Origin of the sequence: Streptomyces sp. NPDC005017 (assembly GCF_042873115.1) — a bacterium.
Lineage (GTDB): Bacteria > Actinomycetota > Actinomycetes > Streptomycetales > Streptomycetaceae > Streptomyces.
Genome location: NZ_JBIALD010000016.1, coordinates 35,647 through 58,198, shown reverse-complemented (window position 1 = coordinate 58,198; position 22,552 = coordinate 35,647). Strand labels below are relative to the sequence as shown.

Here is a 22,552-nt window from a genome sequence, read left to right as displayed (position 1 = left end):
ATGATCATCATCAAGGCACTCGCGCCTGCCCAGGCGCCGGTCCGGAGGTGCGCGGCATGAGCCATGACGCCTTCCGCCCCCGCCCGTCCGCACCGCCGCCGCCCGCGCACCGCCCGCCGACCTTCGCCCAGCTCCAGGCCGACCCGCAGACCGGCGTACTGCGGGCCGCGCGCCGCTCCGCCCTCACCGTCCTCGGGGCCGTGCTCGGCCTCTATGTGCTGCACTCGCTGCTCGCCGTCGCCGCCCCCGGACTGCTCGCCGTGCGGCTGCTGGGGGACGTGAACGTGGGCATGGGCCTCGGCCTGCTGCTCGGCGCTCTCTGTCTGACGGCGGTCCAGTGGTACACCCGCCGGGCCCGGACCCGGACCGACCCGGCGGCCGCCCGCGTCCGTGCCTCGTTCGAAGGGGAGGGCGAACGGTGACGCTGTCCGGACGCCTGCCGGGCGGGGAGGAGCCCTTCCCGGTCCTCGCGGTCTTCATCGTGTTCGTCGTCCTGGCGATGTTCCTGGCGCTGTGGCTGACGCCCGAACGGGACACGCCCGGTGACTTCTTCGTCGACGAGCGCCGGCTGTCGGCCGTACGCAACGGGTTCGCGATGTTCGGCGACTACGTCTCCGCCGCCACGCTGCTCGGCACCCCGGGCCTGATCGCGCTCACCGGCTACGACGGCGTCGTCTACCTCGTCGGCCCGGTCGTCGGCTGTGTGCTCCTGCTGTTCCTGGTCGCCGAACCGGTGCACAGCACGGGCCGGTTCACGATCGGCGACTGCCTCGCCCAGCGGCTCGGAGCGCGGTCCGTGTACGCGGCGAGCAGTGTGTCCACGCTGGTGATCTGCCTGCTCTATCTGATCGTGCAGATGGTCGGCGCCGGTTCGATCGCGGCGTCGATCCTCGGCATCCCCGGGGAGGTCTCCCAACGGGTCGTCGTGGGCGCGCTCGGCCTGTTGATGATCATGTACGTGCTGATCGGGGGCATGCGCGCGACCACCGCGATGCAGATGATCAAGGCGGCGCTGCTGCTGGGCACCACGGTGCTGCTGGCGGTGTGGGTGCTGGCCCGCTTCGGGTTCGACCCGGGCGCCCTGCTGTCGGCGGCCGCCGGATCGGGCGGCCCCGGCGAGGACCTGCTACAGCCCGGCATGCGCTTCACCGGCATCCAGGGCGGGCTCGACCTGCTCAGTCTCGCGCTCGCCCTGGCGCTGGGCACGGCGGGCCTGCCGCACGTGCTGATGCGGCTCGGCGCGGTCCCGACGGCGGCGAAGGCCCGCCGGTCGGTCCGGCTCATGACCTGGCTGACCTGCGCCATGTGCCTGGTCGCGGGCGTCCTGGGATTCGGCGCCGCGGCCCTGGTCGGCGGGGACGCCGTCGCGGCCGACAGCAGCACGGGCAACACGGCCCTGCCGCTGCTGGCGGAGCGTCTGGGCGGAGCCCCGCTGGTCTCCCTGGTGTCCTGCGTGGCGTTCGCGACGATCCTCGCGGTGGTGGCCGGGGTGACCCTGGCCGCGGCGACCTCACTGAGCCACGACCTGTACGTCACCGTGCTCCGGCGCGGCGACTGCCCGGCCCGGCGCGAGGTGCTCGTGGCCCGGGTCGCGGTCGTCGTCATCGGTGTCGCCGCGACCGCGCTGTCGATGTACGTGCAGCACATCAACATCTCGTTCCTGGCCGGTCTGGCCTTCGCCCTCGCGGCCTCGGCGAGCCTGCCCTCGCTGCTCTACGGGCTCTACTGGCGCGGCTTCACCGCCAGGGGTGCCGTCTGGAGCATCTACGGCGGCCTGGCCTCGTCCCTGCTGCTGGTGCTGCTGTCCCCGGACGTCACCGGTTCCCCGACGGCTCTGCTGCCCGGCCTGGACCTCGCGGTGTTCCCGCTGCGCAACCCCGCCCTGGTCGCCGTACCGATCGGCTTCCTGCTCGGCTGGCTCGGGTCGGTGCGCGACGGCCGGGAGCCCGGCGGGGCGCCGTTCGCGGAGACGGAGGTGCGGGTGCTCGCCCGCGCCCGCGGACGGGACTGAGTCACGGGCGGCGCGGCGGGAGGACCCCGCCGCGCCGCCCGTCACCTCCGTACCCGGGACCGCGCGGCGAGCGGCCGCCGTGACCACACGGCGGCCGCTCGCCGGAGCGGGAGTCGTCAGCGCGCCGTCAGGGGCCGAACGTTCCCGCCGGACTCGGCGTCCGCGGCCGCGGACGCGTTATCGTCGTCGTCCTCGTCCTGGTACGTCTCGCTGAGCACCAGCACACACAGACAGGACACCGCCGCCGCGGCGACCAGGAAGCCCGCCACCGGCACGAACGACTCGTACTTCGCGTACAGCCAGGTCGCGACGATCGGGGTGAACGCGCCGCCCAGCATCACGCCCAGCTGATAGCCGAGCGAGGCACCGGAGTAGCGCACCCGCGCGCTGAACAGCTCGGAGAAGAAGGCCGCCTGGGGTCCGTACATCGCCGCGAACAGCAACTGGCCGACCACCAGCGCCAGTGTGACCAGCGGCCACCGCTCGGTGTTCAGCAGCAGGAACGCCGGGTAGGCCCACAGCCCCATGCCGGCCGCGCCCACCAGGTACACCGCGCGGCGGCCCACACGGTCGGACAGGGCACCGAAGCCCATCAGCGCGGGCACCTGGAGCGCGGCGCCGACCAGCACCGCGTTCAGCAGCGTGCTCTTGGGCATGCCGAGGACCGTGGTGCCGTACGACAGCATGTAGGTGACGAAGAGATAGAAGCCCGCGCCGATGACGACGACGGCTCCGGCGGCCAGCAGCACGTTCCTCGGGTGCCTGCGCAGCACCTCCACCACCGGCGAGCGGGAACCCTCCGCGGCGCCCGTGGCCTCCCGCTCCTGCCGTGCCTGCCGGCTGTCCTCCGTCTCCTCCAGCTTGAACTGGGCGAACAGCGCGACCACGATCAGCGCGATGCTGCACAGGAACGGCACCCGCCAGCCCCACGCCGTGAACTGCCGGTCGTCGAGGGTGGAGGTGATCACGAGGAACACCAGGCTGGACAGCATCAGCCCGGCCGGCACACCGAGCTGCGCGAAACTGCCGTACAGGCCGCGGCGGCCCCGCGGGGCGTTCTCCGTGGCGATCAGCACGGCTCCGCCCCACTGGCCGCCCACCGCGATGCCCTGGAGCAGGCGCAGCACGACCAGCAGCACCGGCGCGGCCACACCGATGGCGTCGTAGGTCGGCAGCAGGCCGATCAGCGCCGTGGAACCGCCCATCAGGAACAGAGCGCTCACCAGCGCGGGCTTGCGTCCCACCCGGTCGCCGAAGTGCCCGAAGACGATTCCACCCACCGGACGCGCCACGAAACCGATGGCGAACGTCATGAATGCCAGCAGCGTGCCGACGAGCGGATCGGACGCCGGGAAGAACAGTTTGTTGAAGACCAGTGCGGCGGCGGTGCCGTAGATGAAGAAATCGAACCACTCGATGGCCGATCCGGCGCTGCTCACCATGATGATTCTGGAGAGCGAGGTCGATTTCCCGGAGGAGCGGGCAGGGGGCTGGGACATTTGGGGACTCCGATATGCGGGCGACGGCGTCGTCGCGGCTGCTGCGGGGGATGAGTCGAAGATGAGGTGTCGTGGGCCACAGCAACACCTCCAGTTGGAGAGGGAGGACAATGGCACGCGGTGCCTGCATCTCCCTGAATTCCTGGCATTCCCGCCAGATGAAAGCCCTCTCCAACTGGGGGAAGTCCGCTCTTTCACCGGGGAACCGGGTGCCATATGTTGCTCCCCTCCCGCCGTCCGCCCGGACAGCGGATCGCGACATTCGAAGGGAGCGGGCGCCGTGTATTTCGCGCGAGTGATGAGAAAAGGACCGGTTCCGGCGGACGGCCGGTCCGCGCAGGAGACCGAAACCCCCACGGAATTGCTCTTCCTGCGCTGCACCTGGTGCGGCACGGCCACCATCCGGCGGTCGAGCTGCCCGGCCTGCTGGTCCGCCGAGCTGGTGACCGAGCGCAGCGAGGGCGTCGGGGTCGTGGCACCCCGCCGGACCACGGCCGCGGACCGGGACGCCCTGTGGCCGGTACGGATGAAGGAGGGGTTCGTCGTCCGGTGCCGGGTGACCGGGCCGCCGCACGCCGTGCGCCCCGGTGTCCAGGTCCGGCTCGCCGGGTCGTCCGCGGCCGTCGCGGGCGAGCGGACCGTCCGCGGTGAGCTGCTGGTCCGCCCCTGCGTCGAGGCGCCCCTGGACGGCTGGATCCGCGACGCGGGTTGAGCCCGGCGGCACGACGGGTCCACTCTGGACGCAGACAGGCGGGGGCTGGTCGTACGACGGCGGACGGCAGGGCCCGGACATGGCACACAACGATTCGGCGGACGGCACGGCGTCGCACACCCGCCCGGACGGGACCGGCGGCACCCCGCCGCCCGCCGCGGTCTGTCTGGACGGCCGGCACCGCGTCACCGCCTGGGCGCCCGGTGCCCGCATGCTGCTCGGCCACAGCGCCGGGCAGATCGTGGGACACCCCGCCACCGACCTCTTCGACGGACCCCTCTCGCATCCGCTGGCCCGCGCCCTCGATGACGGGCAGGACTGGAGCGGCCGCGCGGCCCTGCGCCACCACGACGGCCGGCGCGTCGACGCCGATGTGCGCGCCACCCCCGTGCACACCGCGTCCGGTGATCTGTCATGGGTGCTGCTGATCGCCGAGCCGGGACGGCGGGAACCGTATCCCGGCCTCCCGGCGGCGGACGAGGTGACCGCGGAACTCATGGGCCGTGCCCTCGTCCAGCTTCCTCTGGCCGTAGGTGTCTTCGACGACGACAACCGCATGGTCGGCGCCAACCACGAGGCCTACCGGATGATGGCCCTGGGCGCCGAGCAGACACTCGGCCGCCGCCTCGGCGAGGTCGGACCCGCACCGCTGTACCGGCGGCTGGAGCAACTGTCGGAGCAGGTGCTGCGCACCGGCGAAGCGGTCACGGTGCGCATATCCGACCGTGCCCGGCAGGAAGGGCGCGGCCGGGTCTACACCGAATTCGTCTACCCGCTGACCGACGCCGGCGGACAGGTGCGCGGCACGTCCATCGCCGCCCTCGACATCACCGACGAGGACCGGGCCCGGCGCCGGCTCGCGCTGCTGAGCGCGGCCGGGGCGGGCGTGGGCACCACCCTCGACGTCGTCCGGACCGCCCAGGAACTGGCCGACCTGGCCGCCGAGCGGTTCGCCGACTACGTGGGTGTCGACCTGCTCGACAGCGTGGTCCGGGGCCTCGCGCCCGCACCGGCGGCCGACCCGACGGCCGGCGTCTACCACCGCGTCGCCCAGCACTCCGTCCTGCCCGGCTGTCCCGAGTCGGCGATCCCCACCGGAGAGCCCGACCTGGTCGCCCCGGACTCGCCCATGGCGCGGGCGCTCGCCACCGGACACGCCCTGCGGCACCGCATCACCGACCCCGACATGGAACGCTGGCTGGAGCGCGAACCGGCCCGTGGCGAACGCGCACGGGAGTTCGGGATCCACTCCTACCTCGCCGCACCCCTGCTCGCCCGGGGCGCCACCCTCGGCCTGGTGATCTTCATGCGGCACCGCACGCCCGAACCGTTCGACATGGACGATCTCCACCTGGCCGCCGAGCTCGCCTCCCGGGCCGCCCTCGCCATCGACAACGCGCGCCAGTACACCCTGCAACGCAACGCCGCCCTGGCCCTCCAGCACAGCCTGCTGCCGCACCACACCCCCCGGCAGACGGCCGTGGACCTCGCCTTCCGGTATCTGCCGGGCAGCTCCCGGGACGGGGTGAGCGGCGACTGGTTCGACGTGATCCCGCTGCCCGGCTCGCGGGTCGCCCTCGTCGTCGGCGACGTCGTCGGCCACGGGGTGCACGCCTCGGCCGCCATGGGGCGCCTGCGCACCGCCGTCCGCACCCTCGCCGACCTCGACCTGCCGCCCGACGAACTCCTCACCCATCTCGACGACCTCGTGCTGCGCGCCGACCACGAACCCGCCGCGGAACCGGACCCGGAGGCGCCGCACCGCCCCGAGGCCGGAGAGGTCGGAGCGAGCTGCCTGTACGCCGTCTACGACCCGGTCACCCGCACCTGCGTCATGGCCCGCGCCGGACACCCGGGCCCCGCCGTGCTGCGGCCGGACGGCGACCTCGACTTCCCCGAACTGCCCGCCGGCCCGCCCCTCGGCCTGGGCGGCCTGCCCTTCGAGTCGGCGGTGCTGGACCTGCCGCCGGGCAGTCTGCTCGCCTTCTACACCGACGGCCTCGTGCACGAGATCGACCGTCACACCGGGTTCGCCCCGCTGCGCCGGGCCCTCGCCGATCCCTCGGCCTCGCTGGAGGAGATCTGCGACGCCGTCGTCGACGCCTGCTGCGCCGGCCCGCCCGCGGACGACATCGCCCTGCTCGTCGCCCGGACCGGGGCGCTCGACGACACCCAGGTCGCCGCCTGGGACATCGCCTCCGACCCGGCCGAGGTCGCACGGGCACGGAAGCTGGTGGCGGGCCGCCTGGAGGCCTGGGGGCTGGAGGAGATCTCCTTCGTCACCGAACTCCTGGTCAGCGAGCTGGTCACCAACGCCGTGCGCTACGGCAGGCCGCCCATCGGACTCCGGCTGATCCGCGGCGCGACCCTGGTGTGCGAGGTCTCCGACGCCGGCAGCACCGCCCCGCATCTGCGCCGGGCCCGCACCTACGACGAGGGCGGCCGGGGCCTGCTGCTCGTCGCCCAGCTCAGCGAACGGTGGGGCACCCGCCACGCCGCGGACGGCAAGACCGTCTGGGCGGAACAGCGGCTGCCCGCCGGGACGTGAAGCCCCGCCGGTGGCCGCACCGCCGGTGGCCGCACAGGGGTGAGCCGTGCCCCGGCCCGTGAGGAGGGGAACGGCATCGCCGGGGGGAGGGAACGCGATGCCGGTCGGGCCGGGGCACGGCAGCCGAGGTGCCCCTCTGTCAGGGGGAACCGTGCGTGACGTGCCCTTCGATCAGGGGGAAGCGCGCGTGACGTGCCGGGTCAGCCGGTGCGGGGCGGGGGAAGTGTGCGTGACGTGCCGGGTCGGTCGCTGCGGGGCGGGGGAAGTGCGTGTGAGGTGCCGGTTCAGCCGGTGCGGGCCGAGCGGGCGGTCCAGCGCCCCGCCCGTCGCTCGACCTCGACCGGCCGCCCGAAGCAGGCGGTCATCCGGGCGCTGGTGAGCACCTCGTCGACCGGGCCGCCGGCCTGCACCCGTCCGTCGCGCAGCAGCAGGGCGTGGCCCGTGGTGGCGGGCAGCTCCTCCAGGTAGTGGGTGACGGTGACGGTCGCCAACTCCGGTCGGCTGCGCGCCAGTTCCCGCATCGCGTCGATCACGTCCTCGCGCGACGGCAGGTCCAGGGCGTTGTACGGCTCGTCGAGCAGGAGCAGGCCCGGCTCGGACATGAGGGCCCGTGCGACGAGCACCCGGGCCCGCTGCCCGCCGGAGCACACACCGTAGGGCCGGTCGGCGAGGTCCTTGCAGTTCAGTTCGGCCAGCAGCTCATGGGCCCGCGCCCGTGCCGCCGCGTCGTACTCGCGCCACAGCGGCTGCACGGTGCCGGTGGCGCCGGTGAGGACGACCGTGTGCGCGGTGGCCTTGGGCGGCACCTCCTGCATCGGCGACACGAACCCGATACGGCTCCGCAGCCGGCGCAGGTCGACCCGGCCGACCCGGTGACCGAGGACGTCGACCGTGCCGCTGGTGGGATGGCCCTGTGCGCCGAGCAGCCGCAGCAGGGTGGTCTTGCCGGCGCCGTTCGGCCCGAGCAGTGCCCAGTGCTCACCGGCCCGGACCCGCCAGTCGACACGGTCGAGGATCATCCGGCCGGTGGGGTGACGCAGCACGCTCACCCCGGACAGCGCGGCCACGGTCGGGGTCATCGGGCCGCCCCGGCCTCGCCCGGGTGCGGGTCGAGGCCGCGCAGCCAGGCGCGCACGCTCTCGTCGTGCTCTCCCAGACGGGGCGGCGCGAGGTGCCGGGTGCGGCCTCCCTCGTCGAACCGGACGGCGGGGCCGGGCAGTTCGATGGTGCCGAGGGAGGGGTGGTCCACCGTGACGACCAGGCCCTGGGAGCGGGTCTGCGGGCAGTCGTAGACCTGGTCGAGGGTGCGGACCTCGCCGGCCGGGACACCGGCGGCGTCCAGCAGGGCCAGCCAGTACGCGGGCGGATGTTCGAGCAGGGCCTTCTCGATGTCCGCGACGAGCTCCTCGCGATGCGCCACGCGCCGCGCGTTGGTCTCGTAGCGCGGGTCGGCGGTGTCCAGTCCGGCGATCCGCGCGAACCTCACCCACTGGGCGTCGTTGGCGGCGGCCACCTGGATCGCCCCGCCGTCGCAGCGGAACATGCCGTACGGGGCGATCGCCACATGGTGGTTGCCCGCCGCACGGCCCACCTCGCCCGCGACCGTGTACCGGGTGCCCTGGAAGGCGTGGACCCCGACGATCGAGGCGAGCAGGGAGGTGCGCACGACCTTGCCACGCCCGGTGTGTTCGCGCTCGTACAGCGCGCTGACCACGCCGTAGGCGCCGTTCATGCCCGCGAGCACGTCGCCGATCGGCACCCCCACCTTGGAGGGACTGTCGGGGCCGGTCCCGGTGAGGCTCATCAGCCCGGCCTCGCCCTGGGCGATCTGGTCGTACCCGGCGCGCCCGCCCTGGGGGCCGTCGTGGCCGAAGCCGCTGATGGAGAGGACCACCAGCCGCGGGTTGAGCTCGTGCAGGCGCGCGGGGGAGAAGCCGAGGCGGTCCATGACACCCGGCCGGAAGTTCTCCACCAGCACGTCGGCGTGCCGGACCAGCCGGGTCAGCAGGTCGACGCCCTCGGGAGACTTCAGATCGGCGGTGACCGACTCCTTGTTGCGGTTGCAGGAGAGGAAGTACGTCGACTCCGGCGCCTGTTCGGGGCCGACGAACGGGGGACCCCAGCCGCGCGATTCGTCGCCGGTGCCGGGTGCCTCGACCTTGATGACCCGCGCGCCCATGTCGCCGAGCATCATGGCGGTCTGGGGCCCGGCCAGCGCGCGGGAGAGGTCGACGACGACCACGCCGGTCAGCGGGCCCGCGGTGGTGGAGGTGCTCATCGCTCAGCGCTCCAGATGGACGGAGACGTGCTTGCGCTGGGTGTAGCTGTCGAGCATGCCCTCCAGGGAGAACTCCCGGCCGATGCCGCTCTGCTTGAACCCGCCGTACGACTGGCCGAGGACCTGGCCGCCGCCCTGGTTGACCTGGACCCAGCCCGCCTCCAGGGCGTGCGCGGTGCGCAGGGCCCGGCCCAGATCGTGCGTCCAGACGAAGCCGGCGAGGCCGTAGTGGGTGTCGTTGGCCATGCGCACGACCTCGTCCTCGTCCCGCCACGGGATCGCGCAGACCACCGGTCCGAAGATCTCCTCGGCGGCGATCCGCCAGGAGTTGGAGACATGGGCGAAGACGGTGGGCCGCTGGTACCAGCCCTCGGCGAGCGGGCCCTCGACGGGGGGCAGGCCGCCGAGCGCGAGGTCCACTCCGGGCTGGGCGATGCCCTCGGCGATGTACTCGCAGACCCGGCCGTGCTGGCGGCCGTTGACGAGCGTGCCCATGTCGCTGGCCTCGTCGAGAGGGTCGCCGACGACCAGCTTGGACAGCCGGTCCACCAGCTTGTCGACGAAGGAGTCGAAGACGGCCTCGTGGACGAACAGACGCGATCCGGCGGTGCAGGACTGACCCTGGCGGAAGAACCGCATCCCCATGATGGTGCCGTCCACCACCCAGTCCTCGTCGGCGTCGGGGAAGACGATCTGCGGGCTCTTGCCGCCCAGTTCGAGCGAGACGGGGACGATCCGCTCGGCGCCCTTCTCCATCACGCGGCGGCCCACGGCCGTGGAGCCGGTGAAGGACAGCTTGGCGACGGCCGGGTGCGAGGTGAGTGCCTCGCCGGCCTCCGTGCCGTAGCCGGTGACGACGTTCAGCACGCCGTCCGGCAGGTACTGCTGACAGATCCGCGCCACGGCCAGGGCGGCGAGCGGGGCGTCCTCGGCGAGCTTCAGGACCAGGGTGTTGCCGGTGACCAGCGCGGGGGCGATCTTCAGCGCGGAGAGCATCAGGGGCGCGTTCCAGGGCACGATCGCGCCGACCACGCCGAGCGGTTCGCGCCGGGAGTAGTCCAGGACGAGCGAGTTGAGCGGGATGCTCTCGCCCTTGGCCTCACCGGCGACACCGGCGAAGTAGCGGAAGGCGTCGACGAGGAACTGCGTCTCACCGCGTGACTGGGTGCGCAGCGCGTTGCCGTTCTCCAGCGACAGCAGCCGGGCGATGCGCTCCTGCTCGGGCTCCAGGGCGTCGGCGATCCGGCGGAAGACGTCGCCGCGGTCGCGGGGGCGCAGGTCCCGCCAGAGGGGGAAGGCACGGGCGGCCGCGGTGACGGCCCGGTCGACGTCCTCGGTCCCGGCGCGCGGCACACGGCCGAGGACCGTGCGGTCGCGCGGGCTCTCGACGTCGATCCACCGGCCGTCGGCGGCGCCGGTCCACTCGCCGTCGATCAGCATGAGCGTGTCACCGACGTGGTGCTCGGACAGGAGGGGGGTGGTCTGCTGGCTCGTCATGGTGCGGTCCTTCGAACAGGGGTTGGGGGAGCGGAGCCGGGTCAGTCGCGGCCGCGGATCTCGCGGATGACGGCGGAGGCGTCGAGATGGCCCTCGGCCGTGGCGAGCGCGGCGAACACGGCGTCGGCACGGCCCGACACGGGCAGCTCGACACCGGACTCCTCGGCGGCGGTGAGCGCCAGCCGCAGGTCCTTGCTCATCAGCGCGGCGGCGAAGTTCGCTCGGTAGCCGTTGTCGGCGGCCGAGCCCTCCACCAGGCCGGGCCAGGGGCAGAAGTTGCGCAGCGCCCAGCTGTCACCGGAGGAGGTGCTGACGATGTCGTAGAGGCTGCGGGCGTCCAGACCGAGCCGTTCGGCGAGGACGAAGGCCTCCGCGACGGCCGTCATGGTGGTGCCGAACAGCATGTTGTTGCAGATCTTCGCCGCCTGGCCCGCGCCCGCGGAGCCGGTGTGGACGATGTTCGCGCCCATCGCCTCCAGATAGGGACGGGCGAGCGCGAACGCCTCGTCGGTGCCGCCGGCCATGAAGGTGAGCGTGCCCGCCCTGGCCTTGGCGACGCCGCCGGACACCGGGGCGTCCAGCACGGGCAGTCCGCGCTCGGACAGGGCCGCGTGGACGGCCCGTGTGTTCGGGATGTCGATGGTCGAGGAGTCGATCACCACCGTGCCCTCGGCGGCGTGCGCGAGCACACCGTCGTCGCCGAGCACCACGTCCCTGACGTGCCGCCCGGTCGGCAGCATCGTGATCACGACCTCGGCCTTCGCCACCGTGTCCGCGACGGACCCGGCGATCGTCACCCCGGCCTCGCTCGCGGCGGCGACGGCGTCGGGGGAGAGGTCGTGGCCCCGCACCCGGTGACCGGCCGCCACGAGGTTGGCGGCCATGGGACCGCCCATGTTGCCGAGACCGATGAAACCGACGGTGGCCATCCGATACCTCCTGCTGCCATGAAGCTGTTGGCGTCCACCGTCGAACCTGCACACCTGCACGGACAAGAGGCACTTCGACACAGGTACCGTGCGGATATGCACATCGATCGGAAGGTCAACCTCGACGACCTGCGCTACTTCCTGGCCCTGGCCCGCCATGGACGGCTGGTCGCGGCGGGCGAGCGCCTCGGGGTCGAGCACACCACCGTCTCCCGCCGGCTGGCCGCGCTGGAGAAGGCCGTCGGCCACCGGCTGTTCGAGCGGACCCGCACCGGCTGGACGCTGACCGGGGCCGGACGACGGCTGCTGCCGCACGCCGAACGCATCGAGGCCGAGGCCGTCCTCGCGTTCGCCGCGCCGGACGACGCCGGCCGCCCGGTCTCCGGCCTCGTGCGGATCGTCGCCACCGACGCGGCCGGCTCCGTGCTCGTAGCCCCGGCGCTCGCGCCCCTGCACGCCCGGCACCCGGGCATCGACCTCGAACTCGTCACCACCAGCGCCCTGATCAGCCACCACACCGGCCAGTTCGACGTGGCGATCACCCTGCACCGGCCGGAACTGCCCAGGCTGCACGCGCGCCCCCTCGGCGAGTACGTCCTACGGCTGTACGCCTCGCCCGGCTACCTGCGCGACCGGCGGCCCGTCCGCACCGCCGACGACCTCGCCGGACACGAGATGGTCTGGTACATCGAGTCCCTGCTCGACCTGCCCGAGCTGCGGGTGTTCCACCAGGTGTCCGAGACGGCCGACTTCGCCTTCCGCAGCAGCAACGTCTTCGCCCAACTGGAGGCCGTCGCGGCCGGCATGGGCATCGGACTGCTCCCCGCCTTCCTCGCCGAGCGGGACCCCCGGACCGTTCCCCTGCTCGCGGGCGAGCTGGAAGTCGCCCGCACGTTCTGGATGATCGTGCCGTCCGCGCTGCTCAACGTGGAACGCGTCCGGCTGGTGTACGAGCATCTCGCCGACTGGTTCGGGAGGCGGACGGAGCTGCTCCACCCGCCGTCGCCGCCCGCCGGGCCGTGAACCGGGCGGGTGAGCGGGACCTGCGCGATCGGGCGGGACCCGCGTGCGTGAGCGGGTACACCGGAAATTTCCCATACCTCTATCCGGAGGTACTGCACCCCGCGCCGCCCCCGCAGCATGAGGCGCATGACTGCCACACCCCTCCCCCTGACCTCGATCTTCGCCCGGCGGAGCGCCGTCCCGGCGCGGAAGGGACACTGACGCGATGCTGACCACCAGCCTCAACCAGGACCAGCTGGCCATCGTCGAGACCACGCTGGACTTCGCCCAGGAACACCTCGCCCCCCAGGCCGAGGCATGGGACCAGCACAAGCACTTCCCCGTCGACGTCCTGCGCAAGGCCGCCGAACTCGGCCTCGGCGGCGTGTACGTCGCAGAGGACCGGGGCGGTTCCGGGCTCGCCCGCTCCGACGGCGTCCTCGTCTTCGAGGCGCTCGCCGTCGGCTGTCCCACCATCGCGGGCTACCTCTCCATCCACAACATGGTGGCCTGGATGGTCGACCGGTTCGGCGACGACGGTCAGCGCGCCCGCTGGCTGCCGGGACTGTGCTCCATGGACGAGCTCGGCAGCTACTGCCTCACCGAGCCGGGCGCCGGCTCCGACGCGGCGGCACTGCGCACCCGCGCCGAACGCCAGGGCGACCACTACGTCCTGACCGGCGTCAAGCAGTTCATCTCCGGCGCCGGGGTCTCCGACCTCTACATCGTCATGGCCCGCACCAGCGACGACGGGGCCCGCGGCATCACCGCCTTCGTCGTCCGGCGCGACGATCCCGGGCTGTCGTTCGGCCCCGACGAGAAGAAGATGGGCTGGAACGCCCAGCCCACACGCCAGGTGATCCTCGACGGTGTCCGCGTCCCCGCCGACCGCAGGCTCGGCGCGGAGGGCGACGGCTTCCGCATCGCGATGAAGGGCCTCAACGGAGGACGGCTCGGCATCGCCGCCTGTTCCCTCGGCGGCGCCCAGAGCGCCCTGGACCGCAGCCGCGCCTACCTCATCGACCGTGAGGCCTTCGGCGCCCCGCTGATCGAGTCGTCCGCGCTCCAGTTCCGCCTCGCCGACATGGCCACGGAGCTCGCCGCCGCCCGCGCTCTCGTCCGGCAGGCCGCCGCCGCCCTGGACCAGGAGGACCCGCGGGCCCCCGAGCTCTGCGCCATGGCCAAGCGGTTCGCCACCGACACCGGCTTCGCCGTCGCCGACCGCGCCCTCCAGCTGCACGGGGGGTACGGCTACCTGAGCGAGTACGGCGTGGAGAAGATCGTCCGCGACCTCCGTGTCCACCAGATCCTGGAAGGGTCCAACGAGATCATGCGCCTCATCGTCGCCCGCGGCCTGATCGGAGCCACCCGATGACCCCGACCACGCCCCCCTCGGCCGCCGACGACTCCGTACTGACGGAGATCCGCGGCCGGGCCGGCCACCTCACCCTCAACCGCCCCCGCGCCCTCAACGCCCTGAACCACGTCATGGTGCGCCGCATCGACGACGCCCTGACCGACTGGGAGCACGACCCGCGCGTCGACACGGTCGTGATCAGCGGCGCGGGGGAGCGCGGGCTGTGCGCCGGCGGCGACATCCGCTCCATCTACGAGGACGCGCGCGCCGGCGGGAGCGCCTCGGCGGACTTCTGGTACGACGAGTACCGGCTCAACGCCCGCATCGCGCGCTGTCCCAAGCCCTATGTCGCCCTGATGGACGGGATCGTCATGGGCGGCGGGGTGGGCGTCTCCGCGCACGGCAGCGTGCGGGTGGCCACCGAGCGCTCCCGGATCGCCATGCCCGAGACCGGCATCGGCTTCGTGCCCGACGTCGGCGGCACCTACCTGCTCTCCCGCGCCCCCGGCGAGCTCGGCACCCATCTCGCGCTCACCGGCACCCCGGTGGGAGCGGCCGACGCCCGGCTGTGCGGCCTGGCCGACCTCTACGTCCCCTCCCACCGGCTGCCCGCCCTCCTCGACGACCTCGCCGGACTGCCGGCCGAGGAGGCCGTCGCCCGCCACAGCGCCGAACCGCCGGCCGGTGAACTGGCCGCGCAGCGCGACTGGATCGACGCCTGCTACGCCGCCGACACCGTGGAGGAGATCGTCGGCCGCCTCCTCGACACCGGCCTCGCCCCCGCCAAGGACGCGGCCGGGACACTGCTCACCAAGTCGCCGACCTCCCTCAAGGTCACCCTCGCCGCCCTGCGCCGGGCACGCGGCCTCGACTCCCTGGAGCGGGCCCTGGAGCAGGAGTACCGCATCGCCTGCGCCGCGCTGACCTCCCCGGACCTGGTCGAGGGCATCCGCGCCCAGGTCATCGACAAGGACCGCGACCCCCGCTGGTCCCCGCGCTCGCTCTCCGACGTGTCGGACGCCGACGTGGCCCGCTTCTTCGCCCCGCTCGGCCGACGGGAACTCGGCTTCGCCCCGGACGACACCGCCCCCGCCGAGAACGGAGCACAGCGATGACCGACACCGCCACCGAGGCGCCGTACGAGACCGTCCTCGTCGAGCGCAGGGGCCGGACCGCGCTGCTCACCCTCAACCGGCCCAAGGCGCTCAACGCCCTGAACCTCCAGGTCATGCGGGAGGTCGTGGCCGCCGCCGAGGCGCTGGACCGTGATCCCGAGGTCGGCTGCATCGTGATCACCGGGTCCGCGAAGGCCTTCGCCGCGGGCGCCGACATCAAGGAGATGCGCCCCCGGGACTACATGGACATGTACCTCGACGACTGGTTCGGCGCCTGGGACCGGCTCGGCCGGCTCCGCACCCCGACCGTCGCCGCCGTCTCCGGCTACGCGCTCGGCGGCGGCTGCGAACTCGCCATGCTCTGCGACATCCTGCTCGCCTCCGACACCGCCGTCTTCGGCCAGCCCGAGATCAAGCTCGGTGTCATCCCCGGGATCGGCGGCTCCCAGCGTCTGACGCGTGCCGTGGGCAAGGCGAAGGCGATGGAGCTGTGCCTGACAGGCCGCACCATGGACGCGGCGGAGGCCGAACGCGCCGGTCTGGTGTCCCGGATCGTCCCCGCCGACCGGCTCCTCACCGAGGCCCTGGCCGTCGCCGAGACCGTGGCGGGCATGTCCAAGCCGGTCGCCATGATGGCCAAGGAGGCCGTCGACCGGGCCTTCGAGACGACCCTCGCCGAGGGTGTGCGCTTCGAACGCCGCCTGTTCCACGCGGTGTTCGCCACCGCCGACCAGAAGGAAGGCATGGCCGCCTTCGCGGAGAAGCGGCCGCCGGTGTTCACCCACCGCTGAAGGAACCGTGCGGTGAGCGGGTCGGCTGGGCGGATCCGCCGCCGTGACGTTCTCGGCCAGGACCCGTGAGGGCCTGCCGCCGCTCCCGGGCCCGGTGCCCCCGGTCCCCCGCTCGGGGGTGCCCGGCGCCGGGCCTTCGTGATGTGATCGGGCGGTCCCGCGATCACCGTACGTCCGCGGACACGCCCTTACGAACAGGAGAAACGCGCACGTGGAAGCCACACCGCTGCAGGACCTGGCCGCGCCCGACGGCGTCTGTTTCGGCTGTGGGAGCGCGCACCCGACCGGTCTGCGGATCCACAGCCACTGGGACCCGGACGGCGTCCATGTGCGCTGCGTCCACCGCCCCGCCCCGCAGTACACGGGCTGGCCGGGACTGGTCTACGGCGGGCTCCTCGCGATGCTGGTCGACTGCCATTCCAACTGGACGGCGATGGCGTACCACTACCGCGCCGAGGGCCGCGAGCCCGGCGGCCTGCCACGTATCGAGTGCGTGACGGGGGAGCTCGGCGTCAAGTTCCTGAAGCCGACTCCGATGGGGGTGGAGCTGACCCTCACCGCGCGGGTCGAAGGCCCCCTGGCCCGCAAGAGCCGGGTGATCTGCGAGGTCCACGCGGGCCCGACGCTGGTCGCGGTCGGCGACTCCGTCTTCGTCCGGGTCGACGCCGCGCGGCTCGCGGCGGACGCGCACGGCACGCCGCCGAGCTGACCCGGCCTCTCGCGGCGGAGGGACACGGTGGGCTGCTGAGCTGGTCCGGCTTCTCGCGGCGGTCGGGCACGGTGGGTTGGCGAGCTGGCCCGGCCTCGCTGCGGAGGGACTCGGTGCGTCGGCGAGCTGACCCGGCCTGAAGTGGCTTGGTGCGCCCGGCACTTCGGGTCACCTCTCCCGGACACGCGACCGCGCCCGCGGTCGCTCCGATGTGTCGGCATCGGAGCGACCACGGGCGCGGAGTCTTTCTCCGGGGGCTCGCGGGTCAGCCCTTGAGGTCCGGGAAGTCCGACTCCCAGTACTCGTCAGGGCGGCGCTCCTCGTCGCGGTGCTGCTCCTGCCCGCGCAGTTCGACGCGGCGGATCTTGCCGGAGATCGTCTTGGGCAGGTCGGCGAACTCCAGCCGACGGACGCGCTTGTAGGCGCTGAGCCGGTCGCGGGTGAACCGCAGGATGTCCCGGGCCAGCTCCGGGCCCGGCTCCCGGCCGCCGGTGAGGACCACGAACGCCTTGGGCACCGCGAGCCGCACCGGGTCGGGCGAGGGCACCACGGCGGCCTCGGCGACCGCGGGATGCTCGATCAGCACGCTCTCCAGCTCGAACGGGGAGATGCGGTAGTCGCTGGCCTTGAACACGTCGTCGGCGCGGCCGACGTAGGTGATGTAGCCGTCGGCGTCCTGCGAGGCGACGTCGCCCGTGCGGTAGTAGCCGTCGCGCATGGCCTCGGCGGTGCGCTCCTCGTCGTCGCGGTAGCCGCGCATCAGACCGGCCGGGCGGCGGGCCAGGTCGAGGCCGATCTCGCCCTCCTGGGCCGGCTTGCCCTCCGGGTCGAGGAGGGCGATGTGATAGCCGGGCAGGGGCCGGCCCATGGACCCGGGCTTGAGGGGCTGCCCGGGCGTGTTGCCGATCTGGGCGGTGGTCTCGGTCTGCCCGAAGCCGTCGCGGATGGTGAGGCCCCAGGCCTTGTGGACCTGGTCGATGACCTCCGGGTTGAGCGGCTCCCCGGCGCCCACCAGCTCGCGCAGGCTGACGTCGTACGCGCCGAGGTCCTCCTGGATGAGCATGCGCCACACGGTGGGCGGCGCACACATCGTCGTGACCCGGCAACGGACCAGGACGTCCAGCAACTGGGCCGCGTCGAAGCGCGCGTAGTTGAACACCAGGACCGTGGCCTCGGCGTTCCAGGGCGCGAAGAGATTGCTCCAGGCGTGCTTCGCCCAGCCCGGCGAGGAGATGTTCAGGTGCACGTCCCCGGGCTGGAGACCGATCCAGTACATCGTGGACAGGTGCCCGATCGGGTACGAACTGTGGGTGTGCTCCACCAGCTTCGGCTTGGACGTCGTGCCGGAGGTGAAGTAGAGCAGCATCGGGTCGTCCGCGGGGGTCTCACCGTCCGGGGTGAAGTCCTCGGACGCCGAGTCGGCCGCCGTGTAGGACAGCCAGCCCCCGGGCGCCTGTGCTCCCACACTGATCCGCAGGTCCGCACCCGGCAGTCCGGCGAAGCGGCCGGTGACGTCCTGATCGGCGATCACGGCACGCACCCGGCCCCGGTCCAGCCGGTCCGCGAGATCGTCGGGGCTGAGCAGCAGGGTGGCCGGGATGACCACGACACCGAGCTTGATCGCGCCGAGCATCACCTCCCACAGTTCGGGGACGTTGCCGAGCATCACCAGCACACGGTCGCCGCGCCGCAGCCCGAGGGACCGGAGGTGGTTGGCGACCTGGTTCGAGCGCAGGGACAGCTCCGAGAATGTGCGACTCTGTTCGCCGCCGGTCTCGTCGATCACCCAGAGCGCGCGCCGGCCGTTGCCGTCGGCGATCCGGTCGAAGTAGTCCAGGGCCCAGTTGAACGTCGCGGGCCGCGGCCACTCGAACGCGCGGCGGGCGGCGTCGTAGTCGGCCCGGTGGCGCAGCAGCACCTCGCGGGCGGAAAGGAAGTCATCGACCGAGCCCATGGCCCATCTCCTTGATGTTTCGATACCGTCACCCCGATATTTCATCCCCCCGGCCGATTCCGGTTCCTCCAGGTGGAGAGGAGAGTTCATCAACGTGGTCCACGTTTCCGCAGGACAGACCATTCGGCTCCTGATCGTCGACGACCATCCGGTCGTCTGCGACGGGGTCCGCTCGCTGGTCCGTGAGGCCCCGGACCTGGAGGTCGTCGGCTCGGCGCGCACGGCGCGCGAGGGCATCGAGCAGGCCGCGAGCCTGCGTCCTGAGATCGTCCTGCTCGATCTCAGGCTCCCGGACATGCTGGGCAGCGAGGCGCTGCCGCGCGTGCTGGCCGTCTCGCCCGCCACCCGGGTGGTGATCTTCACCGCGTTCGAGGACCACGCGGCGCTGGACGCGGCCATGTCCGCCGGGGCGCACGGCTGTCTGCTCAAGGACGTCACCCACACCGACCTCGTGCAGCAGCTGCGGCGCATCGCGGCGGGCGTCAGGGTGATCGACCCCCGGCTGAAGGAGTCGGGCGGGGCGATGCTCCAGGCCCGGCTGTTCCAGCTGTCGCTGAGCCGCCGCGAGTACGAGGTCGTCCGCCTCGCCGCGACCGGCAAGACCAACCCGGAGATCGCGGAGGATCTGGGGCTGGCCCGGAACACCGTGAAGACCTACCTCCAGACGGCCATGCAGAAGCTGGGCGCCCGCAACCGTGTGGAGGCGGTGCGGCGGGCCCGGGAGGAGCATCTGCTCTGATCCAGGGGGAGCCGGACCCGCCGTGCGCACGTGGCCCCGGTCGTACGGCCGGTGGCCGGGAGCCGGACCCGCCGCGCGCACAGGGCCTCCGTCATACGGCCGGTGGCCGGGGGAGCGGGATGTCGCACCGCAGGGTCGTCCCGTCCTCCTCCCGCACCAGGCGCAGCGCCCCGCCGAGCCGCTCCACCCGGGCGCGCAGGGCGGGCAGTCCGGCGCCGGTGGCCCTCGCGGGCGGCACGCTTCCCGCCGTCCCCGCGTCGGCCGTACTCCGCTCGCCCGCCGGTTCGTCCGGCTCCGGGGAGCCCACGCCGTCGTCCATGACCGCGACGCTGACCCGGTCGTCATGGGCGGCGAGGGTGACCACCACGGAGCGCGCCGAGGCGTGCTTCTCCACGTTCAGCAGCGCCTCGCCGACGGCCCGTACCAGCACCGCCCGGCGTTCGGGGTCCAGTTCCGGTGTGCGCCCGACCGGCACGAAACTCGCCGGGACGCCCGTGCGGACCTCGAAGCTGTGCACGAACTCCGCGACGTCGGCGGCCAGTCGGCCCGGGTCGAGGTCGGAGTTCGTCTCGCGCAGCCGGGAGACGGACTCGCGCAGGGTGCTGCCGGCCAGGGACAGCTGGTGCTCGATCACGGCGAGGCGCTGGGCGACGTACGGCGTCTCGCGTGCCTCGGTCTGGAGCCTGCGCAGGGAGGAGCCGATGCCGAACAGCATCGCGCCGACGCTGTCGTGCAGGGACTCGGCGATGCGCCGCCGCTCCGCGGCCACCGAGGTGTCGGCGAGGGTCGCCGCGCCGTCGGCCACGTCCACGGCGAGGGTCGCCAGCCGCGCCAGGCGGCCCAGGGCGTCCACCGTCCGGTCGCCGATCTCCGCGGAGTCGCGCTTGGCGCCGTAGATGACACCCCGGGTCGTGCCGCTGCCGATCGGCAGGCCGATCATGCCGGTGACCCGCTCCCGGCTGACCTGGGAGTCGAAGTCATGGGTGATCCGGGTGGAGCGGCAGTAGTCGCCGACGACGACCGGACGGCCGACGGCCGCGACCCGGCCACCGACCCCGAGCCCCAGGGGAACGGGCAGGTCGTGCAGGGCGTCGTACTGCGTGCCCGACCAGACGCGCAGCACCAGGGCCCGGTCCTCGACGAGACCCGCGAGGGCGATCTCGAAGTCGTGCTCATGACGTATTCGGTCGGCGAGTGCGCGCAGCACGGCGTGGGTGTCGAGGAGGCTGAGCCGCTGCTCACGCTCCGTGTCCAGACGCAGCAGGACGTCCAGGGAATCCAGGACCTCGTGCTCGCGCTCGCTGTGACCGCTCATGGGGGAGCCCTTCTCGCATCGGCATCGTACGCGCGGGCCCGTCTCGGCAGCCAGAGGCGTCCGACGACGGCTCCGCGGCCACCTTGGCGTGGCGCGCGTCACAGCACCACCCCCAGACGGAGAGGTCCCCTCCACCCCACGCCTCCCGACGGTGCACGCACCTCTCCCTTCGGGGGTGGCGGAGCGCCCGGAGGCACTGGTATGCCGCACGAAGGGCGTGGCGGGACCGGGCGGGACGGCCGCGCCGCGCGAAGGGCGTTGGCCGGTCCGGGCGGGTGGGACGGCCGCGCGGCACGAAGGGCATGGCCGGTCCGGCGGGTGGGACGGCCGGGCCGGAACACGAGCGGAGGCGCACCCATGCGGACACCGGACGAATCCTTCATCGCCGAGGCGGGGCTGCGGCCGGAGATCTCGCAGTCGTGGCGTCGCTCCCTGCTCAGCGGCCTACGCCCGGACACCGCGCTCGCCCTGGAACCGAGCGAGGACTTCGACCGGCGCGGCCGGCTCCAGACGGCGGCCGCCCCGGTCCTCGACCAGCTGGCCGCGGAGCTGGCGGGCAGCGGATTCGGCATCCTCCTCGCCGACAGCAGAGCGCGGATCGTCGACCGGCGTTTCGGGGTGGACCACCTCGCCGGGGCGTTCGACCGGGCCGGGGTCGTCGTCGGCAGCCGCTTCCTGGAGGAGAACACCGGCACCAACTCCATCGCCACCGTCTTCGAGATACGGCGTGGTGTCACCGTGCGGGGCGAGGAGCACTACATCGAGGCGCTCAAGGCCTTCACCTGCTACGGCCATCCCCTGGTCAGCCGCGTCACCGGACGGCTGGAGGGCGTGCTGGACATCAGCTGCCCGGCCGAGCTGGCCAACCCGCTGCTGGCGCCCTACCTGGTGCGGGCCGCGCGGGAGATCGAACAGAGGCTGCTCCAGGGCGCCCGGGAGTCCGAGCAGCGGCTGCTGGCCGCGTACCAGTCGGCGTCCGTCGGCGGGCGGCGCGCGGTGGCCGCGCTCACCGAGGGCGTGGTGATGGCCAGTTCGGCGGCGATGGAGCTGCTGGAGCCCTCCGACCACGCGCTGCTGCGCTGTCTCGCGGCGGAGCTGCCCGCCCGCAGGCCCGCCCGCCGGGAGCTGCGGCTGTCGGCAGGGCGGACGGTCGTCGCCGACTTCCGGCCCGTGCCGGGCACGGGCGGGGTGCTGATCGCTCTGGACGACCCGGCGCAGACCCGGGCCGCGGTACCCCGCGGCCGGGAACGGGCGGCCGCGGCCCCGTCGGAGGGCCACGGCGGCGAGCTGGAGCGGCATCGCCTGGCCCGCAGACCGGTCCTGGTCAGCGGTGAGCCCGGCACCGGCCGGACCACCACGGTGGCCGACCTGACCCGGGGCATGTCGGTGTGCCGGCTGGACGCCGTCGAACCGGCCGGAGCCCTGGACCTCGCGGAACGGATCGAGGCCGCCGGCGCCGACGTCGTCGTGGTCGAGGACCTCCAGCTGCTGTCGCCCGCGCAGCTCGCCCAGGTGGCCCGGCTGCTCGGCCGCGGCGACCTGTGGACGGTGCTCACCAGCGCCCCCGTCCCCGAACTGGGCCCCGAGCACGCCGCCCTCGCGGCCCGCTGCCTGGCCCGGATCGACCTGCCGCCGCTGCGCGCCCGCCGGGAGGAACTGCCCTCCCTGGTGAACGAGTTCGTGGCCAGGCTGCGTCCGCAGGCCCGGCTGCGGTTCACCGCCCAGGCCGTGCAGGCCCTGGCCGCGCACCCCTGGCGGGGCAACCTCCACGAGCTGCGCGAGGTGCTGCTGCACGTACTGGAGAACCGCTCGGCCGGGGACGTCACCCGGCGGGACCTGCCGCCGACCCTGCGCGAGGCCGCCCGCACCCGCGGCCTCAGCCTGCTGGAACGGGTCGAGTACGAAGCGATCGTCACGGCGCTGCGCGACTGTTCGGGCAACAAGGTGCACGCCGCGCGACGGCTCGGGCTGAGCCGCGCCACGCTCTACCGGCGCATTCGCGCGCTGGGCATCGACGACACGGCCGCCGGGACGGGCTGAGGTGTCTCGGATTGCGACAGTTACAGCCAGGTGAACGGATGGATATTCCCTGTCAC

Annotated in this window: 18 protein-coding genes; 11 read left to right on the top strand and 7 right to left on the bottom strand. The window is 73.1% G+C overall.

Annotation, left to right across the window (positions count from 1 at the left end; all coding sequences use genetic code 11):
* The first annotated feature begins 56 nt into the window (after window positions 1–56).
* Complete coding sequence (locus ACFYR0_RS23885) at window positions 57–422, top strand: DUF485 domain-containing protein (RefSeq protein WP_389331525.1); 366 nt, start codon at window positions 57–59, stop codon at window positions 420–422.
* A 77-nt stretch (window positions 423–499) separates the two neighbouring features.
* Window positions 500–2,011: a cation acetate symporter gene (locus ACFYR0_RS23880; RefSeq protein WP_389331830.1), complete on the top strand. Its 1,512-nt coding sequence runs from the start codon at window positions 500–502 to the stop codon at window positions 2,009–2,011.
* Window positions 2,012–2,127: 116 nt separating this feature from the next.
* On the opposite strand, the gene ACFYR0_RS23875 is transcribed toward ACFYR0_RS23880, so the two are convergent.
* Window positions 2,128–3,510: an MFS transporter gene (locus ACFYR0_RS23875; protein WP_389331522.1), complete on the bottom strand. Its 1,383-nt coding sequence runs from the start codon at window positions 3,508–3,510 to the stop codon at window positions 2,128–2,130.
* A 298-nt stretch (window positions 3,511–3,808) separates the two neighbouring features.
* On the opposite strand from ACFYR0_RS23875, the gene ACFYR0_RS23870 reads away from it, so the two are divergent.
* Window positions 3,809–4,222 carry a zinc ribbon domain-containing protein gene (locus ACFYR0_RS23870; RefSeq protein WP_389331519.1) on the top strand — a complete coding sequence of 138 codons (414 nt, stop codon included), beginning with the start codon at window positions 3,809–3,811 and terminating at the stop codon, window positions 4,220–4,222.
* A gap of 79 nt (window positions 4,223–4,301) precedes the next feature.
* Window positions 4,302–6,770, top strand: a complete 2,469-nt coding sequence (locus ACFYR0_RS23865) for a SpoIIE family protein phosphatase (RefSeq protein WP_389331516.1) — start codon at window positions 4,302–4,304, stop codon at window positions 6,768–6,770.
* Window positions 6,771–7,054: 284 nt separating this feature from the next.
* Here the strand turns inward: ACFYR0_RS23865 and ACFYR0_RS23860 are convergent, their stop codons facing one another.
* Genes ACFYR0_RS23860 through mmsB form a run of 4 tightly spaced genes read right to left on the bottom strand, consistent with a single transcriptional unit; the run spans window position 7,055 to window position 11,633 of the window.
* Complete coding sequence (locus tag ACFYR0_RS23860) at window positions 7,055–7,849, bottom strand: ABC transporter ATP-binding protein (protein WP_389331513.1); 795 nt, start codon at window positions 7,847–7,849, stop codon at window positions 7,055–7,057.
* Window positions 7,846–9,048, bottom strand: coding sequence for a CaiB/BaiF CoA transferase family protein (locus ACFYR0_RS23855; RefSeq protein WP_389331510.1), 1,203 nt, complete (start codon window positions 9,046–9,048; stop codon window positions 7,846–7,848). The genes ACFYR0_RS23860 and ACFYR0_RS23855 overlap by 4 nt, the downstream gene beginning before the upstream one ends.
* A 3-nt stretch (window positions 9,049–9,051) precedes the next feature.
* A complete protein-coding gene (locus tag ACFYR0_RS23850) occupies window positions 9,052–10,545 on the bottom strand; it encodes an aldehyde dehydrogenase family protein (protein ID WP_389331507.1) in 1,494 nt (497 codons plus the stop codon).
* Between the two features lie 41 nt (window positions 10,546–10,586).
* Entirely contained in the window at window positions 10,587–11,633 is a 1,047-nt protein-coding gene (gene mmsB / locus ACFYR0_RS23845; protein ID WP_389331504.1) for a 3-hydroxyisobutyrate dehydrogenase, read from the bottom strand.
* On the opposite strand from mmsB, the gene ACFYR0_RS23840 reads away from it, so the two are divergent.
* From ACFYR0_RS23840 to ACFYR0_RS23820, 5 genes are all read left to right on the top strand, one after another.
* Window positions 11,571–12,497, top strand: coding sequence for a LysR family transcriptional regulator (locus ACFYR0_RS23840; protein ID WP_389331501.1), 927 nt, complete (start codon window positions 11,571–11,573; stop codon window positions 12,495–12,497). The genes mmsB and ACFYR0_RS23840 overlap by 63 nt on opposite strands.
* Before the next feature lie 205 nt (window positions 12,498–12,702).
* The gene (locus ACFYR0_RS23835; RefSeq protein ID WP_389331498.1) at window positions 12,703–13,851 is read left to right on the top strand and encodes an acyl-CoA dehydrogenase family protein; all 1,149 of its coding nucleotides are present in this window, start codon (window positions 12,703–12,705) and stop codon (window positions 13,849–13,851) included.
* Window positions 13,848–14,948, top strand: coding sequence for an enoyl-CoA hydratase/isomerase family protein (locus ACFYR0_RS23830; RefSeq protein WP_389331495.1), 1,101 nt, complete (start codon window positions 13,848–13,850; stop codon window positions 14,946–14,948). Before ACFYR0_RS23835 ends, ACFYR0_RS23830 begins: the two co-directional genes overlap by 4 nt.
* Window positions 14,945–15,739 (top strand): enoyl-CoA hydratase, encoded by a 795-nt coding sequence (locus tag ACFYR0_RS23825; RefSeq protein ID WP_389331492.1) that lies wholly within the window; start codon window positions 14,945–14,947, stop codon window positions 15,737–15,739. Before ACFYR0_RS23830 ends, ACFYR0_RS23825 begins: the two co-directional genes overlap by 4 nt.
* A gap of 211 nt (window positions 15,740–15,950) precedes the next feature.
* On the top strand, window positions 15,951–16,448 hold the full coding sequence (locus ACFYR0_RS23820) for a PaaI family thioesterase (RefSeq protein WP_389331489.1): 498 nt from the start codon (window positions 15,951–15,953) through the stop codon (window positions 16,446–16,448).
* A gap of 265 nt (window positions 16,449–16,713) precedes the next feature.
* On the opposite strand, the gene ACFYR0_RS23815 is transcribed toward ACFYR0_RS23820, so the two are convergent.
* A complete protein-coding gene (locus ACFYR0_RS23815) occupies window positions 16,714–18,402 on the bottom strand; it encodes an AMP-binding protein (protein ID WP_389331486.1) in 1,689 nt (562 codons plus the stop codon).
* A 94-nt stretch (window positions 18,403–18,496) separates the two neighbouring features.
* Here ACFYR0_RS23815 and ACFYR0_RS23810 point away from each other — a divergent pair, with 94 nt between their 5' ends.
* The gene (locus ACFYR0_RS23810) at window positions 18,497–19,141 is read left to right on the top strand and encodes a response regulator (protein WP_389331483.1); all 645 of its coding nucleotides are present in this window, start codon (window positions 18,497–18,499) and stop codon (window positions 19,139–19,141) included.
* Between the two features lie 91 nt (window positions 19,142–19,232).
* On the opposite strand, the gene ACFYR0_RS23805 is transcribed toward ACFYR0_RS23810, so the two are convergent.
* Window positions 19,233–20,456, bottom strand: coding sequence for an ATP-binding protein (locus tag ACFYR0_RS23805; protein WP_389331480.1), 1,224 nt, complete (start codon window positions 20,454–20,456; stop codon window positions 19,233–19,235).
* A 357-nt stretch (window positions 20,457–20,813) separates the two neighbouring features.
* Between ACFYR0_RS23805 and ACFYR0_RS23800 the strand changes: the two genes are divergently transcribed.
* A complete protein-coding gene (locus ACFYR0_RS23800) occupies window positions 20,814–22,496 on the top strand; it encodes a sigma-54-dependent Fis family transcriptional regulator (protein WP_389331477.1) in 1,683 nt (560 codons plus the stop codon).
* The last annotated feature ends 56 nt before the right edge of the window (window positions 22,497–22,552 follow it).

Coding starts and splice junctions, on each gene's coding strand:
- ACFYR0_RS23885 (WP_389331525.1), top strand. CDS start 57: ATGAGCCATGACGCCTTCCGCCCCCGCCCGTCCGCACCGCCGCCGCCC.
- ACFYR0_RS23880 (WP_389331830.1), top strand. CDS start 500: ATGTTCCTGGCGCTGTGGCTGACGCCCGAACGGGACACGCCCGGTGAC.
- ACFYR0_RS23875 (WP_389331522.1), bottom strand. CDS start 3,510: ATGTCCCAGCCCCCTGCCCGCTCCTCCGGGAAATCGACCTCGCTCTCC.
- ACFYR0_RS23870 (WP_389331519.1), top strand. CDS start 3,809: ATGAGAAAAGGACCGGTTCCGGCGGACGGCCGGTCCGCGCAGGAGACC.
- ACFYR0_RS23865 (WP_389331516.1), top strand. CDS start 4,302: ATGGCACACAACGATTCGGCGGACGGCACGGCGTCGCACACCCGCCCG.
- ACFYR0_RS23860 (WP_389331513.1), bottom strand. CDS start 7,849: ATGACCCCGACCGTGGCCGCGCTGTCCGGGGTGAGCGTGCTGCGTCAC.
- ACFYR0_RS23855 (WP_389331510.1), bottom strand. CDS start 9,048: ATGAGCACCTCCACCACCGCGGGCCCGCTGACCGGCGTGGTCGTCGTC.
- ACFYR0_RS23850 (WP_389331507.1), bottom strand. CDS start 10,545: ATGACGAGCCAGCAGACCACCCCCCTCCTGTCCGAGCACCACGTCGGT.
- ACFYR0_RS23840 (WP_389331501.1), top strand. CDS start 11,571: ATGCACATCGATCGGAAGGTCAACCTCGACGACCTGCGCTACTTCCTG.
- mmsB (WP_389331504.1), bottom strand. CDS start 11,633: ATGGCGGGCCAGGGCCAGGAAGTAGCGCAGGTCGTCGAGGTTGACCTT.
- ACFYR0_RS23835 (WP_389331498.1), top strand. CDS start 12,703: ATGCTGACCACCAGCCTCAACCAGGACCAGCTGGCCATCGTCGAGACC.
- ACFYR0_RS23830 (WP_389331495.1), top strand. CDS start 13,848: ATGACCCCGACCACGCCCCCCTCGGCCGCCGACGACTCCGTACTGACG.
- ACFYR0_RS23825 (WP_389331492.1), top strand. CDS start 14,945: ATGACCGACACCGCCACCGAGGCGCCGTACGAGACCGTCCTCGTCGAG.
- ACFYR0_RS23815 (WP_389331486.1), bottom strand. CDS start 18,402: ATGGGCTCGGTCGATGACTTCCTTTCCGCCCGCGAGGTGCTGCTGCGC.
- ACFYR0_RS23805 (WP_389331480.1), bottom strand. CDS start 20,456: ATGAGCGGTCACAGCGAGCGCGAGCACGAGGTCCTGGATTCCCTGGAC.
- ACFYR0_RS23800 (WP_389331477.1), top strand. CDS start 20,814: ATGCGGACACCGGACGAATCCTTCATCGCCGAGGCGGGGCTGCGGCCG.